The sequence below is a fragment of the Hoeflea sp. TYP-13 genome (genome assembly GCF_040932035.1).
In the GTDB taxonomy this organism is placed as follows: Bacteria; Pseudomonadota; Alphaproteobacteria; order Rhizobiales; family Rhizobiaceae; genus Hoeflea_A.
Genome location: NZ_JBFRBB010000002.1, coordinates 1,046,790 through 1,063,778 on the forward strand (window position 1 = coordinate 1,046,790; position 16,989 = coordinate 1,063,778).

General features: G+C 58.1%; 14 protein-coding genes. 5 read left to right on the forward strand and 9 right to left on the reverse strand.

Going from position 1 to position 16,989, the window contains the following annotated elements; translation table 11 throughout:
• Window positions 1–11: 11 nt before the first annotated feature.
• From nikE to ABVT35_RS15110, 4 genes are all read right to left on the reverse strand, one after another.
• Window positions 12–1,691: a nickel ABC transporter ATP-binding protein NikE gene (gene nikE, locus ABVT35_RS15095; protein ID WP_368467415.1), complete on the reverse strand. Its 1,680-nt coding sequence runs from the start codon at window positions 1,689–1,691 to the stop codon at window positions 12–14.
• Window positions 1,692–1,694: 3 nt separating this feature from the next.
• On the reverse strand, window positions 1,695–2,570 hold the full coding sequence (locus tag ABVT35_RS15100) for an ABC transporter permease (RefSeq protein WP_368467416.1): 876 nt from the start codon (window positions 2,568–2,570) through the stop codon (window positions 1,695–1,697).
• A complete protein-coding gene (locus ABVT35_RS15105; protein ID WP_368467889.1) occupies window positions 2,570–3,598 on the reverse strand; it encodes an ABC transporter permease in 1,029 nt (342 codons plus the stop codon). Before ABVT35_RS15105 ends, ABVT35_RS15100 begins: the two co-directional genes overlap by 1 nt.
• 173 nt (window positions 3,599–3,771) lie before the next feature.
• On the reverse strand, window positions 3,772–5,685 hold the full coding sequence (locus ABVT35_RS15110) for a LuxR C-terminal-related transcriptional regulator (RefSeq protein WP_368467417.1): 1,914 nt from the start codon (window positions 5,683–5,685) through the stop codon (window positions 3,772–3,774).
• Window positions 5,686–6,201: 516 nt separating this feature from the next.
• Here ABVT35_RS15110 and ABVT35_RS15115 point away from each other — a divergent pair.
• Entirely contained in the window at window positions 6,202–7,206 is a 1,005-nt protein-coding gene (locus ABVT35_RS15115; protein ID WP_368467418.1) for a LacI family DNA-binding transcriptional regulator, read from the forward strand.
• Between the two features lie 2 nt (window positions 7,207–7,208).
• Here the strand turns inward: ABVT35_RS15115 and ABVT35_RS15120 are convergent, their stop codons facing one another.
• From ABVT35_RS15120 to ABVT35_RS15130, 3 genes are read right to left on the reverse strand one after another with little or no spacing between them, the layout of a single operon-like run.
• Window positions 7,209–8,369: a Gfo/Idh/MocA family protein gene (locus ABVT35_RS15120; RefSeq protein ID WP_368467419.1), complete on the reverse strand. Its 1,161-nt coding sequence runs from the start codon at window positions 8,367–8,369 to the stop codon at window positions 7,209–7,211.
• An 8-nt stretch (window positions 8,370–8,377) separates the two neighbouring features.
• Window positions 8,378–9,271 (reverse strand): sugar phosphate isomerase/epimerase family protein, encoded by an 894-nt coding sequence (locus ABVT35_RS15125; RefSeq protein ID WP_368467420.1) that lies wholly within the window; start codon window positions 9,269–9,271, stop codon window positions 8,378–8,380.
• 37 nt (window positions 9,272–9,308) lie between these two features.
• A complete protein-coding gene (locus ABVT35_RS15130; protein ID WP_368467421.1) occupies window positions 9,309–10,427 on the reverse strand; it encodes a Gfo/Idh/MocA family protein in 1,119 nt (372 codons plus the stop codon).
• A gap of 125 nt (window positions 10,428–10,552) precedes the next feature.
• On the opposite strand from ABVT35_RS15130, the gene iolD reads away from it, so the two are divergent.
• The 4 genes from iolD to ABVT35_RS15150 are packed head-to-tail and all read left to right on the forward strand — an operon-like array spanning window position 10,553 to window position 15,123.
• Window positions 10,553–12,439 (forward strand): 3D-(3,5/4)-trihydroxycyclohexane-1,2-dione acylhydrolase (decyclizing), encoded by a 1,887-nt coding sequence (gene iolD / locus ABVT35_RS15135; protein WP_368467422.1) that lies wholly within the window; start codon window positions 10,553–10,555, stop codon window positions 12,437–12,439.
• 32 nt (window positions 12,440–12,471) lie between these two features.
• Entirely contained in the window at window positions 12,472–13,476 is a 1,005-nt protein-coding gene (gene iolC, locus ABVT35_RS15140) for a 5-dehydro-2-deoxygluconokinase (RefSeq protein WP_368467423.1), read from the forward strand.
• Window positions 13,457–14,299 carry a 5-deoxy-glucuronate isomerase gene (locus tag ABVT35_RS15145; RefSeq protein ID WP_368467424.1) on the forward strand — a complete coding sequence of 281 codons (843 nt, stop codon included), beginning with the start codon at window positions 13,457–13,459 and terminating at the stop codon, window positions 14,297–14,299. Before iolC ends, ABVT35_RS15145 begins: the two co-directional genes overlap by 20 nt.
• Window positions 14,296–15,123: a class II fructose-bisphosphate aldolase gene (locus ABVT35_RS15150; protein WP_368467425.1), complete on the forward strand. Its 828-nt coding sequence runs from the start codon at window positions 14,296–14,298 to the stop codon at window positions 15,121–15,123. Before ABVT35_RS15145 ends, ABVT35_RS15150 begins: the two co-directional genes overlap by 4 nt.
• A 34-nt stretch (window positions 15,124–15,157) precedes the next feature.
• On the opposite strand, the gene ABVT35_RS15155 is transcribed toward ABVT35_RS15150, so the two are convergent.
• Window positions 15,158–15,826: a GDSL-type esterase/lipase family protein gene (locus ABVT35_RS15155; RefSeq protein ID WP_368467426.1), complete on the reverse strand. Its 669-nt coding sequence runs from the start codon at window positions 15,824–15,826 to the stop codon at window positions 15,158–15,160.
• 242 nt (window positions 15,827–16,068) lie between these two features.
• Window positions 16,069–16,974 carry a LysR family transcriptional regulator gene (locus tag ABVT35_RS15160; RefSeq protein ID WP_368467427.1) on the reverse strand — a complete coding sequence of 302 codons (906 nt, stop codon included), beginning with the start codon at window positions 16,972–16,974 and terminating at the stop codon, window positions 16,069–16,071.
• Between the last annotated feature and the right edge of the window lie 15 nt (window positions 16,975–16,989).

The window sequence follows — 16,989 nt, forward strand, 5'->3', positions numbered from 1 at the left end:
TTTGTTTGCGGTCAAGCCACGGTATCGGCGAGATACCGGCGCTGTTCTTCCAGACTTGTCTTGGGTTTCAGGCGGTCTTCCTCGTCGCTCATCACCGGAACGGCGGCGATCAGTGCACGCGTATAGGGGTGTTTGGGATCGGCGAAGACGGCACGCGGCTCACCGGTCTCGACCAGTTCGCCCCGCAGCATGATGGCGATCCGGCTGCAGAAATTGCGCATCAGCGAAAGATCATGCGAGATGAACAGGAACGTCAGGCCGAGTTCGTCGCGCAGCCGCTGCAACAGATCGATAACGTTCTTCTGCACGGAAACGTCCAGCGCCGATGTCGGCTCGTCGAGAACGATGATTTTCGGATCGGCGGCAAGTGCACGGGCAATCGCCACGCGCTGCTTCTGCCCGCCGGAAAGCTCGTGCGGATATTTGGAGATGTAATGAGGCGCAAGTTCCACATGGGCGAGCAACTCATGAATGCGCTTTTCAACCTCGCTTCCGCTGAGGCCGGCAAATCGAAGCGGCACAGACAATGTCTGGCCGACGGTGCGCTTCGGATTGAGCGACGTTCCGGGATTCTGATAGACGATCTGAATGAGGCGGCGAAAATCCGGTCCCTGCCCTTTCTCGCCAACCGCATCGCCATCGACGGCGATCTTGCCGCTCGTCGCGCGGATCAGTCCCATGATCATTCGGGCAACCGTGGTCTTTCCTGACCCGGACTCCCCGGCAAGGCCGAATATCTCTCCCCTGCCGACCGACAGCGACACATCCTTGACGGCGAGATGGGAACGTCCGCGCCCGAAAAGTAGCTTTTCCTGGAAGGATTTCGAGACATTCGAAAGCGAGATGATCGGCTCCGTCTCGACCGGTTCCTGGTCTTCCACGCCAGGACCGTAAAGCGGGGGAATGGCGGCGATCAGCTCGCGCGTATAGGCTTGCTGCGGCGTCTTGAAGAGCGTCGTCAGCGATCCGTGTTCCACGATCTCCCCGTGGCGCATGACATAAATGTCGTCGGCCATCTTGCGCACGACGCCGAGATTGTGGGTTATCATCAGCAACGACAGGCCGTTTTCTGAAACCAGGCGGTTGATCAGCTTCATGATCTCGTCCTGTGTCGTCACATCCAGCGCCGTGCCCGGTTCATCCGCGATCAACAGCCGCGGCTGATGCAGGAGCGCAAGCCCGATCAGCACCCGCTGGCGCATGCCGCCAGAAAGCTGCGACGGATAGGCGTTGAAGACCCGGTCCGTGTCGGACAGCTGTACCTGCCGCAAAACCCTGTCTATGCGCCGCCGCCGGTCCGCAACACTGGAACTTTCCCCAAGCCGCCTGTCCGCAAAGCGCAGAACATCATCAAGATGCCGGCCGATACGGAATACCGGGTTAAACGAGCTGAGCGGGTCCTGCATGATGATCGAAAAGGCGGTGCCCTTCATTGCCTCGCGTTTTCCCTGCGAGAGGGCAAGCACGTCCTCGCCTTCGAAGCGGATGCTGCCGCTTTCGACGATGGCATTTTCGGGCAATGTTCCCAGAATTGTCTTGCTGGTGACCGACTTGCCGGAACCCGTCTCGCCAATCAGTGCAACACGTCCGCCTTCGGGAATCCGCAATTCGACATCCTTCAGGACATTGCTCTGTATGCCGTAATTGCGGAAGGAGACGTTCAGATCCTGAATTTCAAGAAGACTGCTCAACGCTCAAACCTCCACATCGAACATGTCGCGAAGGCCGTCGCCAAGCAGGTTGAAGCCGAGCGTGGCGTAGAAGATGGCGAATCCCGGACCCAACACCTCCCACCACATTTCAGGCAGGAACTGACGCCCGTCGGCAACCATTGAGCCAAGGTCCGGTGTCGGCGGTTTGACGCCAAGACCGAGGAAGGAAAGCGTCGCGCCAAAAAGAATGACAAAGGCCGCATCGAGCGTCGTTTTGACCGAAATGACCGAAACGCAGTTCGGCAGAATTTCGCGTGTCAGAACGTGCCAGTGGCTTGCGCCAGCGAGCCGCGCCGCCTCGACAAAATCTTCCGTGGCGATTGATTTTGAGACCCGGTAGATAAGCCGTGCGTGCCAGGTCCACCACAACAGCGTAATGGCGAGCATCGCATTGACAAGATTGGGCTCAAGCACATTGCCGATTGCCAGCGCCATGATCAGCGGAGGAATTGCCAGCATCACGTTGGTGAATCCGGTAATGACCTTTTCCGTCATTCCGCTGAAGTAGCCGGCAAGCATGCCAAGCGCCGTTCCGATGGGCACGGCAAATCCGAGAACACCGACAACGAGCAGCAGAGAGATGCGAAAGCCGAAAATGACACGCGTGAGAATATCCCTTCCCACCTTGTCCGTGCCCATCCAGTGCTCCCCGTCGGGCGCCATGTGGCGGATGCGGAAATTCACAGCCGCGCCGACATCGTCAGGATAGGGCGCGAGAAGCGGTGCGAAGATCGCAACGAAGATCACCGAGATGACGATCAGACCGCCCGCGACCGCCGATGGATTGCGCGAAAACCTGTACCAGGCCATGTAGCGGGCCGAGAGCACCTGCGGTTCATTGTTGGAGGTAATCGACATCAGTTCGCCTCCTTGAAGCGCAGGCGCGGATCAATCACCATCAGGACGATATCGATGAGCAGATTGGCGACGACGAAGAAGAAACCGGAGACCAGCACCACAGCCATGACCGCGTTGAGGTCCTTTTGCAGGATGGCTTCCAGTCCATAGGAAGCAAATCCGCCCCAGGAAAAGACAAGCTCGACGACAAAGGCGTTTCCGATCAATGAGGCGAATTCGAGCCCCATGATTGTCAGCGGTGCGATGGACGAGAGCTTCAATAGATAGCGAAAGACGATCACCCGGTCCGGCACGCCAAAGGATTTCAGCGTCAGCACATGATCGCGCCGCTGATGTTCGATCATCGCCGAACGGGTGATGCGCGTTATCTGCCCGATCCCGGCCATGGCGAGCGCCAGCGAAGGAAACAGGATATGCCGCAGCGCGCTGCCAAAGACCTGCCAGTCGCCGTGAATGACAGAATCGATGAGCAGCATTCCTGTCGGCCCGTCAGGCAGTTCAAGCGTATAGTTGATGCGCCCGAGCACGGGCCAATCGGTAAGGAAATTCGCTGCAAGAAGCTGAAGCAGGATGGCAAACAGAAAGCTCGGCATCGTCACTCCGACGATAGAAAAGAACCGGCCGATATTATCGATCCAGCTGTTGCGGTACCGTGCTGTCAGGACGCCGAGCGGGATCGACACCGCGACGATCAAAAGCACCGTCACGATGACAAGCTCCAGAGTCGCGGGAAGAAGTGTCAGTATTTCATCGCTGACATGGCGCCCTGATATCAGCGATTTGCCAAAATCGCCCTGCACGCCGCGCCAGACATAATCGGCATATTGTTGCACAAGCGGCGCATCCAGCCCCATTTCCTGACGCATCGCCTCGACCTGCTGCTGGGAGGCACTCGGGCCAAGCGAAATGCGGGCAGGATCGCCCGGAACGATGCGCGCCAGGATAAAGATCATGGCCGAGAGAACGAACATGACACCGGCAAAGCCGATGAGCCGTCTCAGCATCAGATTGAAGGGGTTTGTCTGCATTTCCTGCCCGGTTGGTTTCGGCAGGTGCCTGCTTTTTTGCTTTTGTGCACCGGCCACTTTGTGTTCCGGAGCAAAGACTGATGCGACAGGCGATCAGCCACAATCTTCAAAAAGTATAGGTTTTTTAAAAATCGGTATAGGTTTTGTTCGAAATGCAAGCCTGCCGAAACGGCTCATGCCACCCAGTTCAACGCACGCGCTGCCGCGATCGCCTCGGCGCGTTTTGTGCAGCCCATCTTCCTGTAGATGTTTCCGAGGTGAAATTTTACCGTTACTTCCGACAGTCTCAATTGCCGTGCTACGAACTTGTTTGACGCGCCCTCCGAAACGAGCATCAGCACCCGCAACTCCTGCCGCGTCAGACCGGGAACCGAGCGTTGCCGGGCTCCGGCATGGAAACTGTCGAGACGGCGCAGAATATCGACTGCGCCGGGTGTTGCCCTGACGAACTGGCTGATCCTCTTATCCTCGATCAGCTTGTCCAGGATGGACTTTTCACCGATCAGATGTGTCAGGACACCCATTCTGGCCGCACTTTCCAGAACCTTGGTGAACTGCACCCTTGCCCGGGTCAGGTCCCGCTGGGACCGGGCAAGATAGGCAACCCAAAGCGTCAACGTGCTGCGCTGACGGTCGTTTATGTGCGGATTGCCCTGAAAATGTTCGACCTGGCGCAACCGCATGGGATTGTTGGGCGCATGGCGGATCAGGTGCCGCATCCAGGCAAAGGCGATAGCAGTTTCCCGCGTATCGTCCAGGAGACCGAGTGCCTCTTCGGCGCTTTCCACCCAGGTCAGATTAATACGCGACTGAACACTTGTCAGGAGGTCGGCGGCCTCCTGCCAGCGATTGTGGTTTTGCAGAATATCGACCTGGCGGATTGTTATGACGAAGTTGAAACGCCGGGAACGCCACTCCTGGATACGCCACTTGTCGAGAAAGGCGCGCGCCGCCGCAACTCCAAGCTCGCCGCTGATGGCTAGGCTTCCGTAATAGAGCGCCAGTTCCGTGATCGTGGGCCAGAGCTCACCATAGGCGAATTTGTCAAATTCCTCGTTGAGGTAGCGCACAAGCTGTTCGGCATCACCCTTTTCATAGGCAAGCACAGCCTTGAGAAGGCCCAGAAGCCGGTGATCCGTAGGACTGTCGAATGTGACCTTCGAGAGGGATTCGCCGGCTGCCGCCACCGCCCTTTCCACTTCCGGCAAAACGCCGCGTACCAGTGAAAACACGGCACGGTGGAGTTCGATATAGAACACCAGAAGATGCACATTGGCGGCCTGATAATGATGGCATGCACGGTTGGCCATTTCCTCGGCGGCATCCATCTGCTGACGCTGGATGCAAACCTCCAGCATGGTGTTGTAGATGCCGCCGCGATTGAGATGGTCATCCAGATCCAGTTCGCCGAGCAGCTCGAACATATGATCGCGCACCGTATTACCGATGGCATAATCCTCGTAAATCGACATCACCAGCCGGAACATTCGGAAGTCGCGTGAGTAGAGCTCCGGGTTGCTCACCACCCGCTCGAGATCGAGTGCTTCGGCGCCGTAATGTTCCTTGATGATGTGCCTGGCGCGGTTGATGCTGCCCGATTTCAGCGCATGCATGGCGAGCCCGACAACCAGGCTTGCGTTGCTCTCCTGCATTTCCCTAGGAAAATTCGAAATGATGCGGAAACAGGCATCGAGCCCATGCAAGTGCATGAAAAACTGATTGCCCTGTTCGCGAAACCATTCCAGCGCCTGGGCATAGTCTCCGGAGGCCTGCGCCAGTTCTATCGCGGCAACGGCTTTCCCGTCAGCATAAAGCGATAGGGCCCGCTCGCGCTCATTGTCACCTTTGCTGCCGGCAAGAGCAGCGCCGACTGCCTTGCGAAGCTGGTCGGTACGGAACCTGAACCGCCCCGTTTCACGTTGCAGGCAAAGACAGGCGGGGAGTTTTTCAACAAGGCCGAGGGCCGTCGAGTTATTGCCAAGGCACGCGCCATCGGACGCCGCGGCCAGAACGGACAAAACCGCCCTTTCCTCCTCGTCAAGCTGCAAAATAAGATCCTGCGCTACATCCCTGGCAGTCGAATCCATGACCGGCACCCGGCACTTTCGAAGAGTTGAATATCGCCATTATCTGAATGCAGAAAAATCCGAAGCGCAAGAGCAACACCGACAGCGGCGTACCGTCTACTGCTGAATTGATTTGTATAGTCAGGGTTTCATGCGCTTAAAAAGATGCGATTTTTCGGCATCAGCCTGACCCGCAAAAACAGGTTCGGGTCCCACCGGCGCGGGAAAACGGAGGCGATGCTGTGGCAAATCAAGCGGCGCGCCGGTCGCATCTCAGATTGTCGTAACCAACATCACGAAGCACGGCGGCAGCCACACAATTGCAGCCGGTATGCACCAGCCGACCTGCAGCGTTTCATCAACGACTCACACATTGCAACCGGTTGCAAAAAATGGCACCTTCCCCTACAGTGCCCGGCAAACGGCTCCAAAACCGCCATTTATGGCGAATTGCGTGTGAAAATCCCGAAGCCAACTATTGCCGCTGGCGCCAATGGGACGGTATGACGAATTGAAACACGAGGTATAGGAAGCGCATTGACGGTAACCTTGAAGGAAGTGGCGACACGCGCCGGTGTTTCCCGATCAGCAGTTTCCCGCACGTTCACGGAAGGCGCCAGCGTTTCAGCAAAGACGCGCCGCAAGGTTGAACTGGCCGCCGAGGAACTAGGCTATCAGCCAAGCCTGATCGCCCGCAGTCTGGCCACCAACCGCACCAAGCTTATTGGCCTTGTCGCCAATAATTTCCGCAACCCGGTCTTCCTCGAGGTGTTCGATCTCTTTACCCAGGGCCTGCAAAAAAGGGGCTTTCGGCCACTGCTCGTCAATCTGAGCACGGAGACGGATCCGGAAAAATCGCTCCATATGCTGCGGCAATACCGCGTTGACGGCATTATCATTGCCACATCCACCCTGCCGCCGAGCTTTCCGAACGCCTTCCGAAAAGCCGGCGTTCCAGTCATTCATGCCTTTGGCAAGGTCGATGCGGGATCCGGCGTCCATGTGGTCGGGATCGACAATAAAAAATGCGGCGAGATGGCCGCAAACACGCTGGTGGAGCGCGGCTACCGCAATATCGCGCTGCTTGGTGGGCCGCGATCGGCAACATCCACGCAGGACCGCCTTGAGGGCTTTGTCACACAGCTTGGAAAGCTTGGCCTTGAGCCAACCGATATCCGCTTTGCGCGCAACTATTCCTATTCCGCCGGGCGCGAGGCAATGTCGGAACTGCTCGCCGAAAAGCAGGTGGAGGCGCTTTTCTGCGGCGACGACCTCATCTGCATGGGCGCAATGGACGCCGCCCGCGGAAAGGGCCTTAAAATCCCCGAGGATATCGGGTTCCTGGGCTTCAACGACATGAATATGGCCGGCTGGTCGGCCTATGACCTGACAACCATCCACCAGCCTATCCGCGACATAATCCTGAGTTCGGTCGAACTTGTGGTTGCCATGGTGGGCGATCCGGACCGCAGCAGCGAGACACGGCTTTTCGCGTGCTCCATTGTCGAACGAAGCACGCTGAAACCTTTGCCAAAATCCTGAAATCAGCCGCGCATGGAAACGGGACGTGCATCGGTCCACGCTCCGTCCTTTTGCGCCGATTCAACGGCCGCCCTGATTGCCGCCATCGAACGCAGGCCATCCTTTGCGGTCGGAAACAGGGTTGCTGCAGGATCCGGCTCCCTGCCTTCCTTCTCTGCTGCTATGACTTCAGCAAGGTCGGCGTAAATATTGGCGAATGCGAGCGGCATGCCTTCGGCATGGCCGATGGTCACCCGTGACGCCCTGTCCGCTTCCGGTGACAGGTCGGGTGCACCGCGCTCGATGATTTCCGTCCTGCCGCCAACCTGCGTCCAGTAAAGCTGGTTTGGATGTTCCTGTTCCCAGCGCAGCCCGCCCTTTTCTCCGAACACCTGCAACGTCAGACCGTGCATGCGGCCAACGGCAACGGAACTCGTCCAAAGCCGCAGGACCGCACCGCCATCCATGCGGAAATTGACCATGGCGTCGTCTTCAAGAACACGCGAAGGAATGCAGGACACAAAATCCGCTGAGAGGGTTTTAGCCTCCTGCCCGGCAACAAAACTCGCCATGTGCAGCGCGTGGATACCGCAATCGGAAAACTGCGCCGAAGGTCCGATCTGTTTCGGATCGTAGCGCCACCGCACACGTGGATTGTCGGCGTCCGCTGCATCGGCATGAAAGCCATGCGCGAACTCGGCCTTGATCAGCCGCACCTCGCCGAGATCACGCCGGGCGATCATCGCCCGCATGTGGCGCACCATCGAATAACCCGAATAGCCGTAATTAACGGCGCAGATGCGGCCGGATGTTTCCGCCACAGCCACGATTTCTTCTGCCTCCTCGACGGTCATAGTCATGGGTTTTTCACACAGAACATGGAAACCGTTTTCGAGAAATGCCTTGGTAATCCCGTAGTGGGTCGCGTTGGGCGTTGCCACTGTCACGAGATCGATACGGTCATCTCGCCCGGATTCGCCGTCAAGCATTGCACGCCAGTCGCCATAGGCGCGGTCGTCGGCAATGCCGAGCTTGCGGGCAAAGGCCCTGCCCTTTTCCATATCGATGTCGAGCGCACCGGCTGCCAGATGAAAATGCCCGTCGAGACTGGCGCTGATCCTGTGTGCCGGTCCGATCTGGCTGCCTTCGCCGCCGCCGATTATTCCCCAGTTGAGTTTGGTCATTGTCTGCCTCAATTAAAGCCAATGGATTCAAGATAGGAGCGGTTTGCCCGCGCGTCACTGATCGGCGATGTTCCGCCGGTCGGATCGCAGTCCTGTTCGACTGTGCACCAACCATCAAAACCAGCATCGATCAGCTTTTTGCGGACGGCCGGAAACTCGGTTTCGCCATCGCCGAGATTGCAGAATATGCCCTGGCCGCAAGCCTCGTAAAAATCGGTTCTGTTGGTGATGACATCGGCCTTCACTTTCGGGTCTATATCCTTGAAATGCATATAGGAAATACGATCCATATAAGTTTCCATGAAGGCGACAGGATCAAAGCCCGCATAGTGCGAATGCCCCGTGTCGAGACACAGTTTCAGGATCGATGAATCGATCTCGGAAAGCAACCGTTCGACCTCGGATTTGAAATCACAAAATCCGCCGGCATGGGGATGAATGGCGACCGTCAGCCCGTACTCCTCCGTTCCCATCGCCGCGATATGCCGAATGCGCTGGACATAGACCGACCACTCGTCGGTGGTCATCTGTTCAGCCTCACCGGGTTGTCCAGCCGTCGGTGCACGCCGCGGCGAAATGGAATCGATCAGCACCAGATGCCGCGCGCCATGCGCCTTTAAAGCCTTGCAGGTGCGCACGGACCCATCGAGCACGTCGTCCCATTTTTCCGGATCGTGAAACGGGCGAAACACCACCCCACCGATGAGTTCGAGATCCCTTTCGGCGAGCGCATCTCCCAGAACCGACGGGTCTTCCGGCATGAAACCGACCGGTCCGAGCTCAATGCCGTGAAAACCTGCCGATTTGCACTCGTCGAGCACCGTCCGCCAATCCGGATTGCGCGGATCATCGGCAAACTCCACACCCCAGCTGCAGGGTGCATTTCCCAGTTTTATTGTCATCTTTTATCTCGGTTGTTGTTGCTTGAGAGTTTCTCGTTCAGATCTCGTCGATGCTCACCCAGCGCCGCTCATCCTGCGACAGCCAGGCTGCCTCCAGTATTTCGCTGACCATCAGTCCGTCCCTGAATGTCGGCCAGAGCGACTGCCCCCCTTCAATGGCTTTCAGGAAATCATGAGCCTCGATGATGATCTGATCCTGATATCCGGTGCCATGGCCCGGTCCCAGACAAAATGGCAGGTAGTTTGGATGCTCGGGACCGGTGAGGATTTTTGTGAAGCCTTCCCTGCCCCTGGCCGAATCCCCCTTGTAGAGCCAAAGCGCGTTCTGGTCTTCCTGGTCAAAGCGTAAGGAGCCTTTTGTGCCAAAGACTTCATAGATGTAACCCATCTTGCGCCCGGTCGCGACGCGGCTGATATAAAGCTGTCCCATGGCGCCGCTTTCGAACCGGCACAGAAACTGACTCTGGTCGTCATTGGTGACTTCGACGGGATCGCCGTTTTCACCCGGACGCGTCTTGTGCACGGTCTCAATATCCGCAACAAGCGATCTTATCGGCCCGGCAAGTGCAAGAGCAGCATTCACGATGTGCGGGGCCAAATCACCCATGTTGCCGTTGGACCGACCATGCGAGCGCCAGGTGGCTGGCTGTTGCGGATCTGCGAAAAAATCCTCGGTATGCTCACCGCGAAAATAGGTCATCTCACCTATTTCACCCGATTCGATGATCTCGCGCGCCAGCTGCGAAGCGGGCGTGCGGATGTAGTTAAACGCCGCCATGTTCACAACGCCAGCCTTTTCGGCTGCCTCGGTCATGACCCGCACATCCTCCAGCCCCATGCCCATAGGCTTTTCACACATGACAGGCTTTCCAAGTTCGATGGCCGCCAGTGCAATGTCGCGATGGGTATCCTGCGGTGAAGCGATAACAATAGCCTCGACCTTTGGGTCCGCGACCAGCTCGCGCCAGTCGTGAGTTGAGCGGTTGAAGCCAAAAAGGCGCGCCTTTTGCGCAGCCCCTTCCGGGGTTGTCGTGCAGATCATTTCACAGCGGGGCCTCAGATTCGTCTCAAACACGGCGCCCACCGAATTCATGGCAACTGAATGGACCTTGCCCATATAGCCACCACCGATAATTCCAATGCCGATTTCCGTCATGAGGCCACTCCAAGCAAAATTTTTGCAACCGGTTGCAAAAAACATAAACTCGATTTAGGCTCTGTCGTCAAGCGAAGTTCGCGCATCCAACAAGACAATACCGCAAATGTGCCGATGGAGGACTGATGTCGGGCAATTCAACAACTATTCGACTGACCATGGCGCAGGCCCTGGTACGGCACCTGGCAGCCCAGTTCATAGAGATCGATGGTGAACGCGTGCGCCTGTGCGGTGGTGGCTTCGGCATATTCGGCCATGGCAACGTTACCTGTCTGGGCGAGGCCCTTGAGCAGCACCGCGATGAACTGCCCCTTTGGCGCGGCCAGAATGAGCAGTCCATGGCAATGGCCGCCGTTGGTTATGCCAAGCAGAAACTGCGCCGGCGGTTCATGTTCGCGACCTCTTCGGCTGGTCCCGGCACGACCAACATGCTGACATCGGCGGGCATAGCCCACACCAACCGCCTGCCGCTTCTCCTTTTGTGCGGCGACGCCTTTGCGACCCGCCTGCCCGACCCGGTGCTTCAGCAGGTCGAGCATTTCGGCGACCCGACAATCTCGGTCAATGACGCCTTCAAATCCGTGACACGCTACTGGGACCGCATCATTCATCCGGCGCAGCTCATCCAGTCACTTCCGCGCGCCATAGACACGATGCTCGATCCTGCCGATTGCGGTCCGGTATTCCTCGGACTGCCGCAAGACGTACAGGGCTGGGCCTTCGATTACCCCCTTGCCTTTTTCGAGGAAAAGACCCACCGCATCCGTCGTCAGACGCCCGATGAGCGTGAAGTTGCCGATGCCGCCAGTCTGATCCAGACCGCCGAGCGCCCGGTTATCGTCGCCGGCGGCGGCGTACAATATTCCGGAGCGGTAAACGAGTTGACCGGCTTTGCCGAGAAGCACGGCATTCCCGTCATCGAGACCATTGCCGGCCGAGCCAACCTTGTCTACGAACACCCGCTCAATTGCGGTCCGGTTGGCGTAACGGGCTCCAATTCAGCCAATGCGCTCGCCAAAGAGGCCGATGTGATCATCGCCGTCGGCACCCGGCTGCAGGATTTCACCACGGGTTCCTGGTCGGCCTTTGCAAAGGACGCAAAGATCATCAGCATCAATGCCGCGCGCCATGATGCCGGCAAGCACAGTTCCATGCCCGTCGTTGGCGACGCAAAACTGGCGCTCAATGCGCTAAGCGCCCGGACCGAAGGCTATTCGACGCCCGAAAGCTGGCATAACCGGGCGGTAAAGGAACGCAAGGAGTGGGATGCGTACCTCGATGCCAATATCAGTACGGTCAGTGCCGAAGGCACCAACAGGCCGATGTCCTATGCACAGGTGATCGGTGCCATCAACAGGGTTTGCGATCCCGAAGACCGCGTGGTGGCCGCTGCGGGCGGTCTTCCGGCAGAGGTGACAGCCAATTGGCGGACACTTTCCGTCGGCTCAGTCGATGTCGAGTTCGGCTTTTCCTGCATGGGATATGAAATTGCCGGCGGCTGGGGCGCGCGCATGGGTCAGGCCGAAACGGCACCCGACAAGGAAACAATCGTCTTTACCGGCGATGGCTCTTATCTGATGCTGAATTCGGACATCTATTCTTCCGTCCTGACGGGTAAAAAGCTGATTATCATCGTCTGCGACAATGGCGGCTTCGCCGTCATCAACAAGCTGCAGAACAACACCGGAAACGTCTCCTATAACAACCTCATCAAGGACTGTAATCTCGCTGTCGAACCCTTCGCGGTTGACTTCGAGGCGCACGCGCGCGCCATGGGCGCCAATGCCGAAACGGTCGATTCCATTACCGGGCTTGAGCAGGCATTTGCCCGCGCCCGCGCTTCGGATCGCACCTATGTCATATCGCTCAAAACGGACGCCTTCGAGGGCTGGACGGGCGAAGGTCATACCTGGTGGGAAGTCGGTATTCCGGAAGTTTCGGACAATCCCGATGTCCGTGCCGCACGGAAGGATCTGGACGAGCAGCGCAAAGAACAGCGCATCGGGCTTTAGGATGAATCAGATTGACCGGAAACATCTCTAGCATGCTGGATTCTTTGCAGAAAAACCGATTTGTCATACTCGGTCGAGCAGGTATGGATCTCTATGCGGATCCGCCCGGCGCGGAGACCGAAAATGCTTCGGCTTTCTCCGCCACACTCGGCGGATCGTCGGCCAATATCGCCGTGGCGATCACCCGCCAGGGTGGAGACGCTGCACTCGTGACTGCTGTTTCCGATGATGCCGTGGGCCGCTTCGTGTTCAACCAACTTGCCCATTACAACATCGATGCGACCGGTGTGCGCACCATAACGGGGCAAAACCGAACATCGCTCGCCGTCGTTGAAACCCGCAGGGAAAACTGCCAGTCGGTTATCTATAGAAACGGCGCGGCCGACTTTGAAATCACCGACAACGACGTCGCGCAAATCAATTACCGGGACTATGGCGCGCTGATCGCAACGGGCACGTGTTTTGCGGCCGAACCGTCCCGTTCGGCGACGTTCAAGGCTTTCGAAGCAGCGCGAAATGCAGGCCTGCCCATCATCCTGGATCTTGACTACCGGCCCTACTCCTGGCCGAGCCAGGCCGATGCCGGAGCGATCTGTTTGCGGGCGGCTGAGATGTCCGATGTTCTTGTCGGCAATGACGAGGAGTTTGCGACACTGGCCGGAGACGTTGCGTCCGGCCGAAAACTGGCGGAGAAGCTGGCGAGAGAGAGTGGCGCGCTTGTCGTCTACAAAATGGGCGAAATGGGCTCCGTCACGTTCGAAGGTGAAAACGCCATCGAAACGGGCATTTTCAAGGTCGAAGCACTGAAGCCCACGGGCTCGGGCGATGCTTTTCTCGGCAATTTCATCAGCGCGATGGCGACCGGCAATTCACTTGAAGAAAGCATCAAACGAGGATCGGCCGCTGCCGCAATTGTCGTCTCGAAGGTTGGCTGCGCACCCGCAATGCCGGATGCGCGGCAGTTGGAGGAATTTTTGAACACCCATGAAGGTTTGAACCAAGGAAAGGAGGCGGACAATGCACATACCGCCTTTTGATAACGCCAACGAGGCCATCATCGACGCGGACGATACCCGCGTGCCGCTGAACTACTTCAACATCGTAACGCTGACAAAGGGACAGGCATTCGAATACGCGGTTCCTGGCTATGAAACCTGCGTCGTTCCGGCCACCGGAACGGTGGATGTCGCAGTGGAAGGCATGTCGTTCAACGCCATCGGAAACCGAACGGCCGATGTCTGGGACGGCGAACCGGAAGGCGTTTACGTGCCGAGCGGAACCAGGGCGCTGATCGTTGCAACGAGCGAGAACGCCGAAGTTTTCATCGCCGGCGCGCGTTACGACAAGACCCTCGAACCCTTTGAGGTTCGTCGCGACGAAATCGACTTCGTGCAATACGGATCGGACGACACCAAGACCCATCGCAAGATCAAACACATTCTCGGCACCAAGTACCATGACCGGGTCGGACGCCTGCTTGTGTCCGAATTATTCACCGTCGGTCAGGGCGGCTGGTCGGGCTTTCCTCCGCACAAGCACGACACCGACCGGATTCCCGAGGAGTCGCGCCACGACGAGACCTACAATTTCCGCTTCCGCCCCTCCAAAGGCTTTGGAATGCAGCTCGTGCAGCGCGAGGACGGCAAGGTGGGCGACGCCTATCATATCGTCGACGGCTCAACGATCATTCTGGAAAAGGGTTATCACCCCTGCGTCGTCGCCCCAGGCTACGAGATGTATTATTTCACCATTTTAGGAGGCCTCACGCAGCGATCTCTGGTGCAGTATTTCCAGCCCGATCATGCCTGGCAGATCGAAACGATCCCCGGCATCAAAGACATGATCGCGAAGTTCAAATGACGCTGGCGACGCTGCGTGATGTGCTGCAACCGGCAGCGTCGGAAGGTTACGCAATTGCAGGCCTCGTTGTCCTCGGCTGGGAAGACGCTCTTGCCTATGTCGAGGCCGCCGAAGAGACAGGTTTTCCCATCATCTTGCAGGCCGGACCGGGCTGCAGGATGCACACCCCGGTTCCGGTGCTTGGCGCGATGTTCCGCCAGTTGGCCGAACAGGCATCGGTTCCGGTGGTTTGCCATATCGACCACGCCCGCAGTGCTGAGGAATGCCGCACGGGCATCGATAGCGGTTTCACCTCGGTCATGTTCGACGGTTCAGAGCTTCCCATCGAAGAAAATGTCGCGCTGACCGCGCAGATTTGCCGGGAGGCAAAGCGCGCCGGCGTATCGGTGGAAGGCGAAGTCGGCTTTGTCGGCTATGCGGAAGGCAAATCCTCCGCCATGACAAGCGTGGAGGAAGCCGCCCTCTTCGATCGTGAAAGCGGCGCCGACGCCATGGCGATCTCAATCGGCAATGTGCATCTGCAAACTGACGCCGATGCCCGCATCGACATGCAGCGGCTGCGCGAAATCGAAGCAGCGACCACGCTGCCGCTGGTGCTGCACGGTGGCAGCGGTATCCCCGCGGAAACAAGGCGTGAGCTGGCAGCCACAAGCCGCATATCGAAATTCAACATCGGCACCGAACTGCGTCAGGCCTTCGGCGCGGCGCTGCGCCGGTCGCTCGCAGATAATCCGGCCTCGTTCGACCGGATCGAGCTGCTGAAACCCGTCATTCCAGCCATCAGGCAGGAGGCGGTGAAGGTTATTTCCGGGCTCGCAGCTTAGGGATTTCGGCCCGATTGCAACGACCCGTCACGATTTATGTTTGCGTCGATGTTTCCGGCTGTGGCTCCTGAAACCAGTTCGACCATGCGTCCCAATTGTCGACGACGTCGGCAATGATTTCATAGCCGGACCCGTCGCAATGCATCTGATCGCCGCGAGTGAGGCTGTGCATGTAAGCATGATTGGCCAGGAGCGGGGTTTGAATATCTAGATAAGGTATTCCAAGCTTCGCAGCCAACGCGATAAAGCGTTGGTTGAGCGCCATGGCAGTCTCCTGAGAGAATTCAATCACCATTCCCTCGCTGGGATGCATGGGAGAGCAAGCCAAATTCGCAGGAGGCAGGCCAACCCACAGGGTCGGATACAAACCGGCGACTTCGCGTGCTATCGATTCCGCATTCTTGACCGATTCATCTTCTTCAACCCGCCGTCCCGAGCCCACGATCTCGGCCACGTCATTCATTCCAAACTGAAGCACGACACGGTTGTCGGCTCCCTCCAGAAGGCGCGACTGGCATTCATGCTTCCAGCGGTCGCGGATCTCATCGGTGGTTTCACCGCGAATACCCAGATCGTAGAAGGTAAGTCGAAACTGCCGGGTAAAACGTCGTTTGCACAAGCGTCCGATCCAGCCCAGACATTGCTCATCCCCGGTCCCGTTGACGTAACTGTCGCCCAGGAAACAAATGCGCAGATCTCGCATGACCGACATCCTCTCTGTTGAGCTCATTAGCCGCTACCGGCCACCACATACACGCGCCGCCACTGCACGCTGCTTGTTGGGCGTCAACCCGCTTTCTTCGCCAGAACAGACGCCGCGGTTGATGACAGTACAGGCGTACCAATTCTTACCGTTCGCCGCCACACCATGATGTGTGCACGATTTCATAAAAGTCTGTATCGAACGTTACCATAACCCACGTCCTGCCTGTTCGATCCTCACGGTCACCCCTCCATCCCATCCGAAATGGCCCCTTCGATCCACTGCCTGAAACGCACGAGCGGCGGGTGGTTGCGGCGCGCCTTCGGCCAGATGAGCGCGTAGCTGCCGAGGCTCTTGTTGGCCTTGTCCCAGGCCGCGACAAGTTTGCCGCTGCGCAGTTCGTCTTCGATCAGGAATTCAGGCAACAGCGCAAGTCCGAGCCCATGCGCGGCGGCCTGTGCCATTGTCGCGAACTGATCGAAAGTCGTTCCGGGCTGGACATCGGTGTGAAGGCCGTTCATTTCGAACCAGCGCGTCCAGGCCTGTGGGCGCGTGGCAAGATGCAGAAGCGGCCCGCGCGCCACATCCTCCACGGTTTCGATCTTGAGTTCAGGCAGCAGGGCGGGCGAACAGGCCAGCACCACGGTTTCATCCGCAAGATACAGATGCTCGGTCTCCGGCCATTCGTCCGCGCCGAAGTGGATCGCCGCATCCAGGGGCTCGCTGCCGAAGTCGAAGGGACGTAATTTGGTCGTCAGATTGACGGTGATTCCGGGGTTTTCCTTGAAGAATTCCGGCAGTCGCGGCGCGAGCCACCGGGTCCCGAATGTCGGTACGATCCCGAGATTAAGAACCCCACCGTCCGGATTGACCTGCAGCGCGGTCGAGGCCATGCGGATAATCGACAGTGCGCGGGAAATTTCTTCAAGATAGGTCGCGCCCGCCGGCGACAGCGAAATGCGCTGGCGCTCGCGGACGAATAACTCGGTGCCGAGCTGTTCTTCCAGCGCCCTGATCTGCCGGCTGACGGCGCCTTGCGTCATGTTGAGATCGGCGGCGGCCAGCGTAAAGCTGCCCCGCCGAGCGGCGGCTTCAAAGGTTTCGAGAAGGCTTGTTTGCGGAAGTCTGCGGGCCAAATCCTGCAACATGCGGTTAGAGCGGGT

Coding starts and splice junctions, on each gene's coding strand:
- ABVT35_RS15100 (WP_368467416.1), bottom strand. CDS start 2,570: ATGTCGATTACCTCCAACAATGAACCGCAGGTGCTCTCGGCCCGCTAC.
- ABVT35_RS15105 (WP_368467889.1), bottom strand. CDS start 3,598: ATGCAGACAAACCCCTTCAATCTGATGCTGAGACGGCTCATCGGCTTT.
- ABVT35_RS15110 (WP_368467417.1), bottom strand. CDS start 5,685: ATGGATTCGACTGCCAGGGATGTAGCGCAGGATCTTATTTTGCAGCTT.
- ABVT35_RS15120 (WP_368467419.1), bottom strand. CDS start 8,369: ATGACCAAACTCAACTGGGGAATAATCGGCGGCGGCGAAGGCAGCCAG.
- ABVT35_RS15125 (WP_368467420.1), bottom strand. CDS start 9,271: ATGACAATAAAACTGGGAAATGCACCCTGCAGCTGGGGTGTGGAGTTT.
- ABVT35_RS15130 (WP_368467421.1), bottom strand. CDS start 10,427: ATGACGGAAATCGGCATTGGAATTATCGGTGGTGGCTATATGGGCAAG.
- iolD (WP_368467422.1), top strand. CDS start 10,553: ATGTCGGGCAATTCAACAACTATTCGACTGACCATGGCGCAGGCCCTG.
- iolC (WP_368467423.1), top strand. CDS start 12,472: ATGCTGGATTCTTTGCAGAAAAACCGATTTGTCATACTCGGTCGAGCA.
- ABVT35_RS15145 (WP_368467424.1), top strand. CDS start 13,457: ATGCACATACCGCCTTTTGATAACGCCAACGAGGCCATCATCGACGCG.
- ABVT35_RS15150 (WP_368467425.1), top strand. CDS start 14,296: ATGACGCTGGCGACGCTGCGTGATGTGCTGCAACCGGCAGCGTCGGAA.
- ABVT35_RS15155 (WP_368467426.1), bottom strand. CDS start 15,826: ATGCGAGATCTGCGCATTTGTTTCCTGGGCGACAGTTACGTCAACGGG.
- ABVT35_RS15160 (WP_368467427.1), bottom strand. CDS start 16,974: ATGTTGCAGGATTTGGCCCGCAGACTTCCGCAAACAAGCCTTCTCGAA.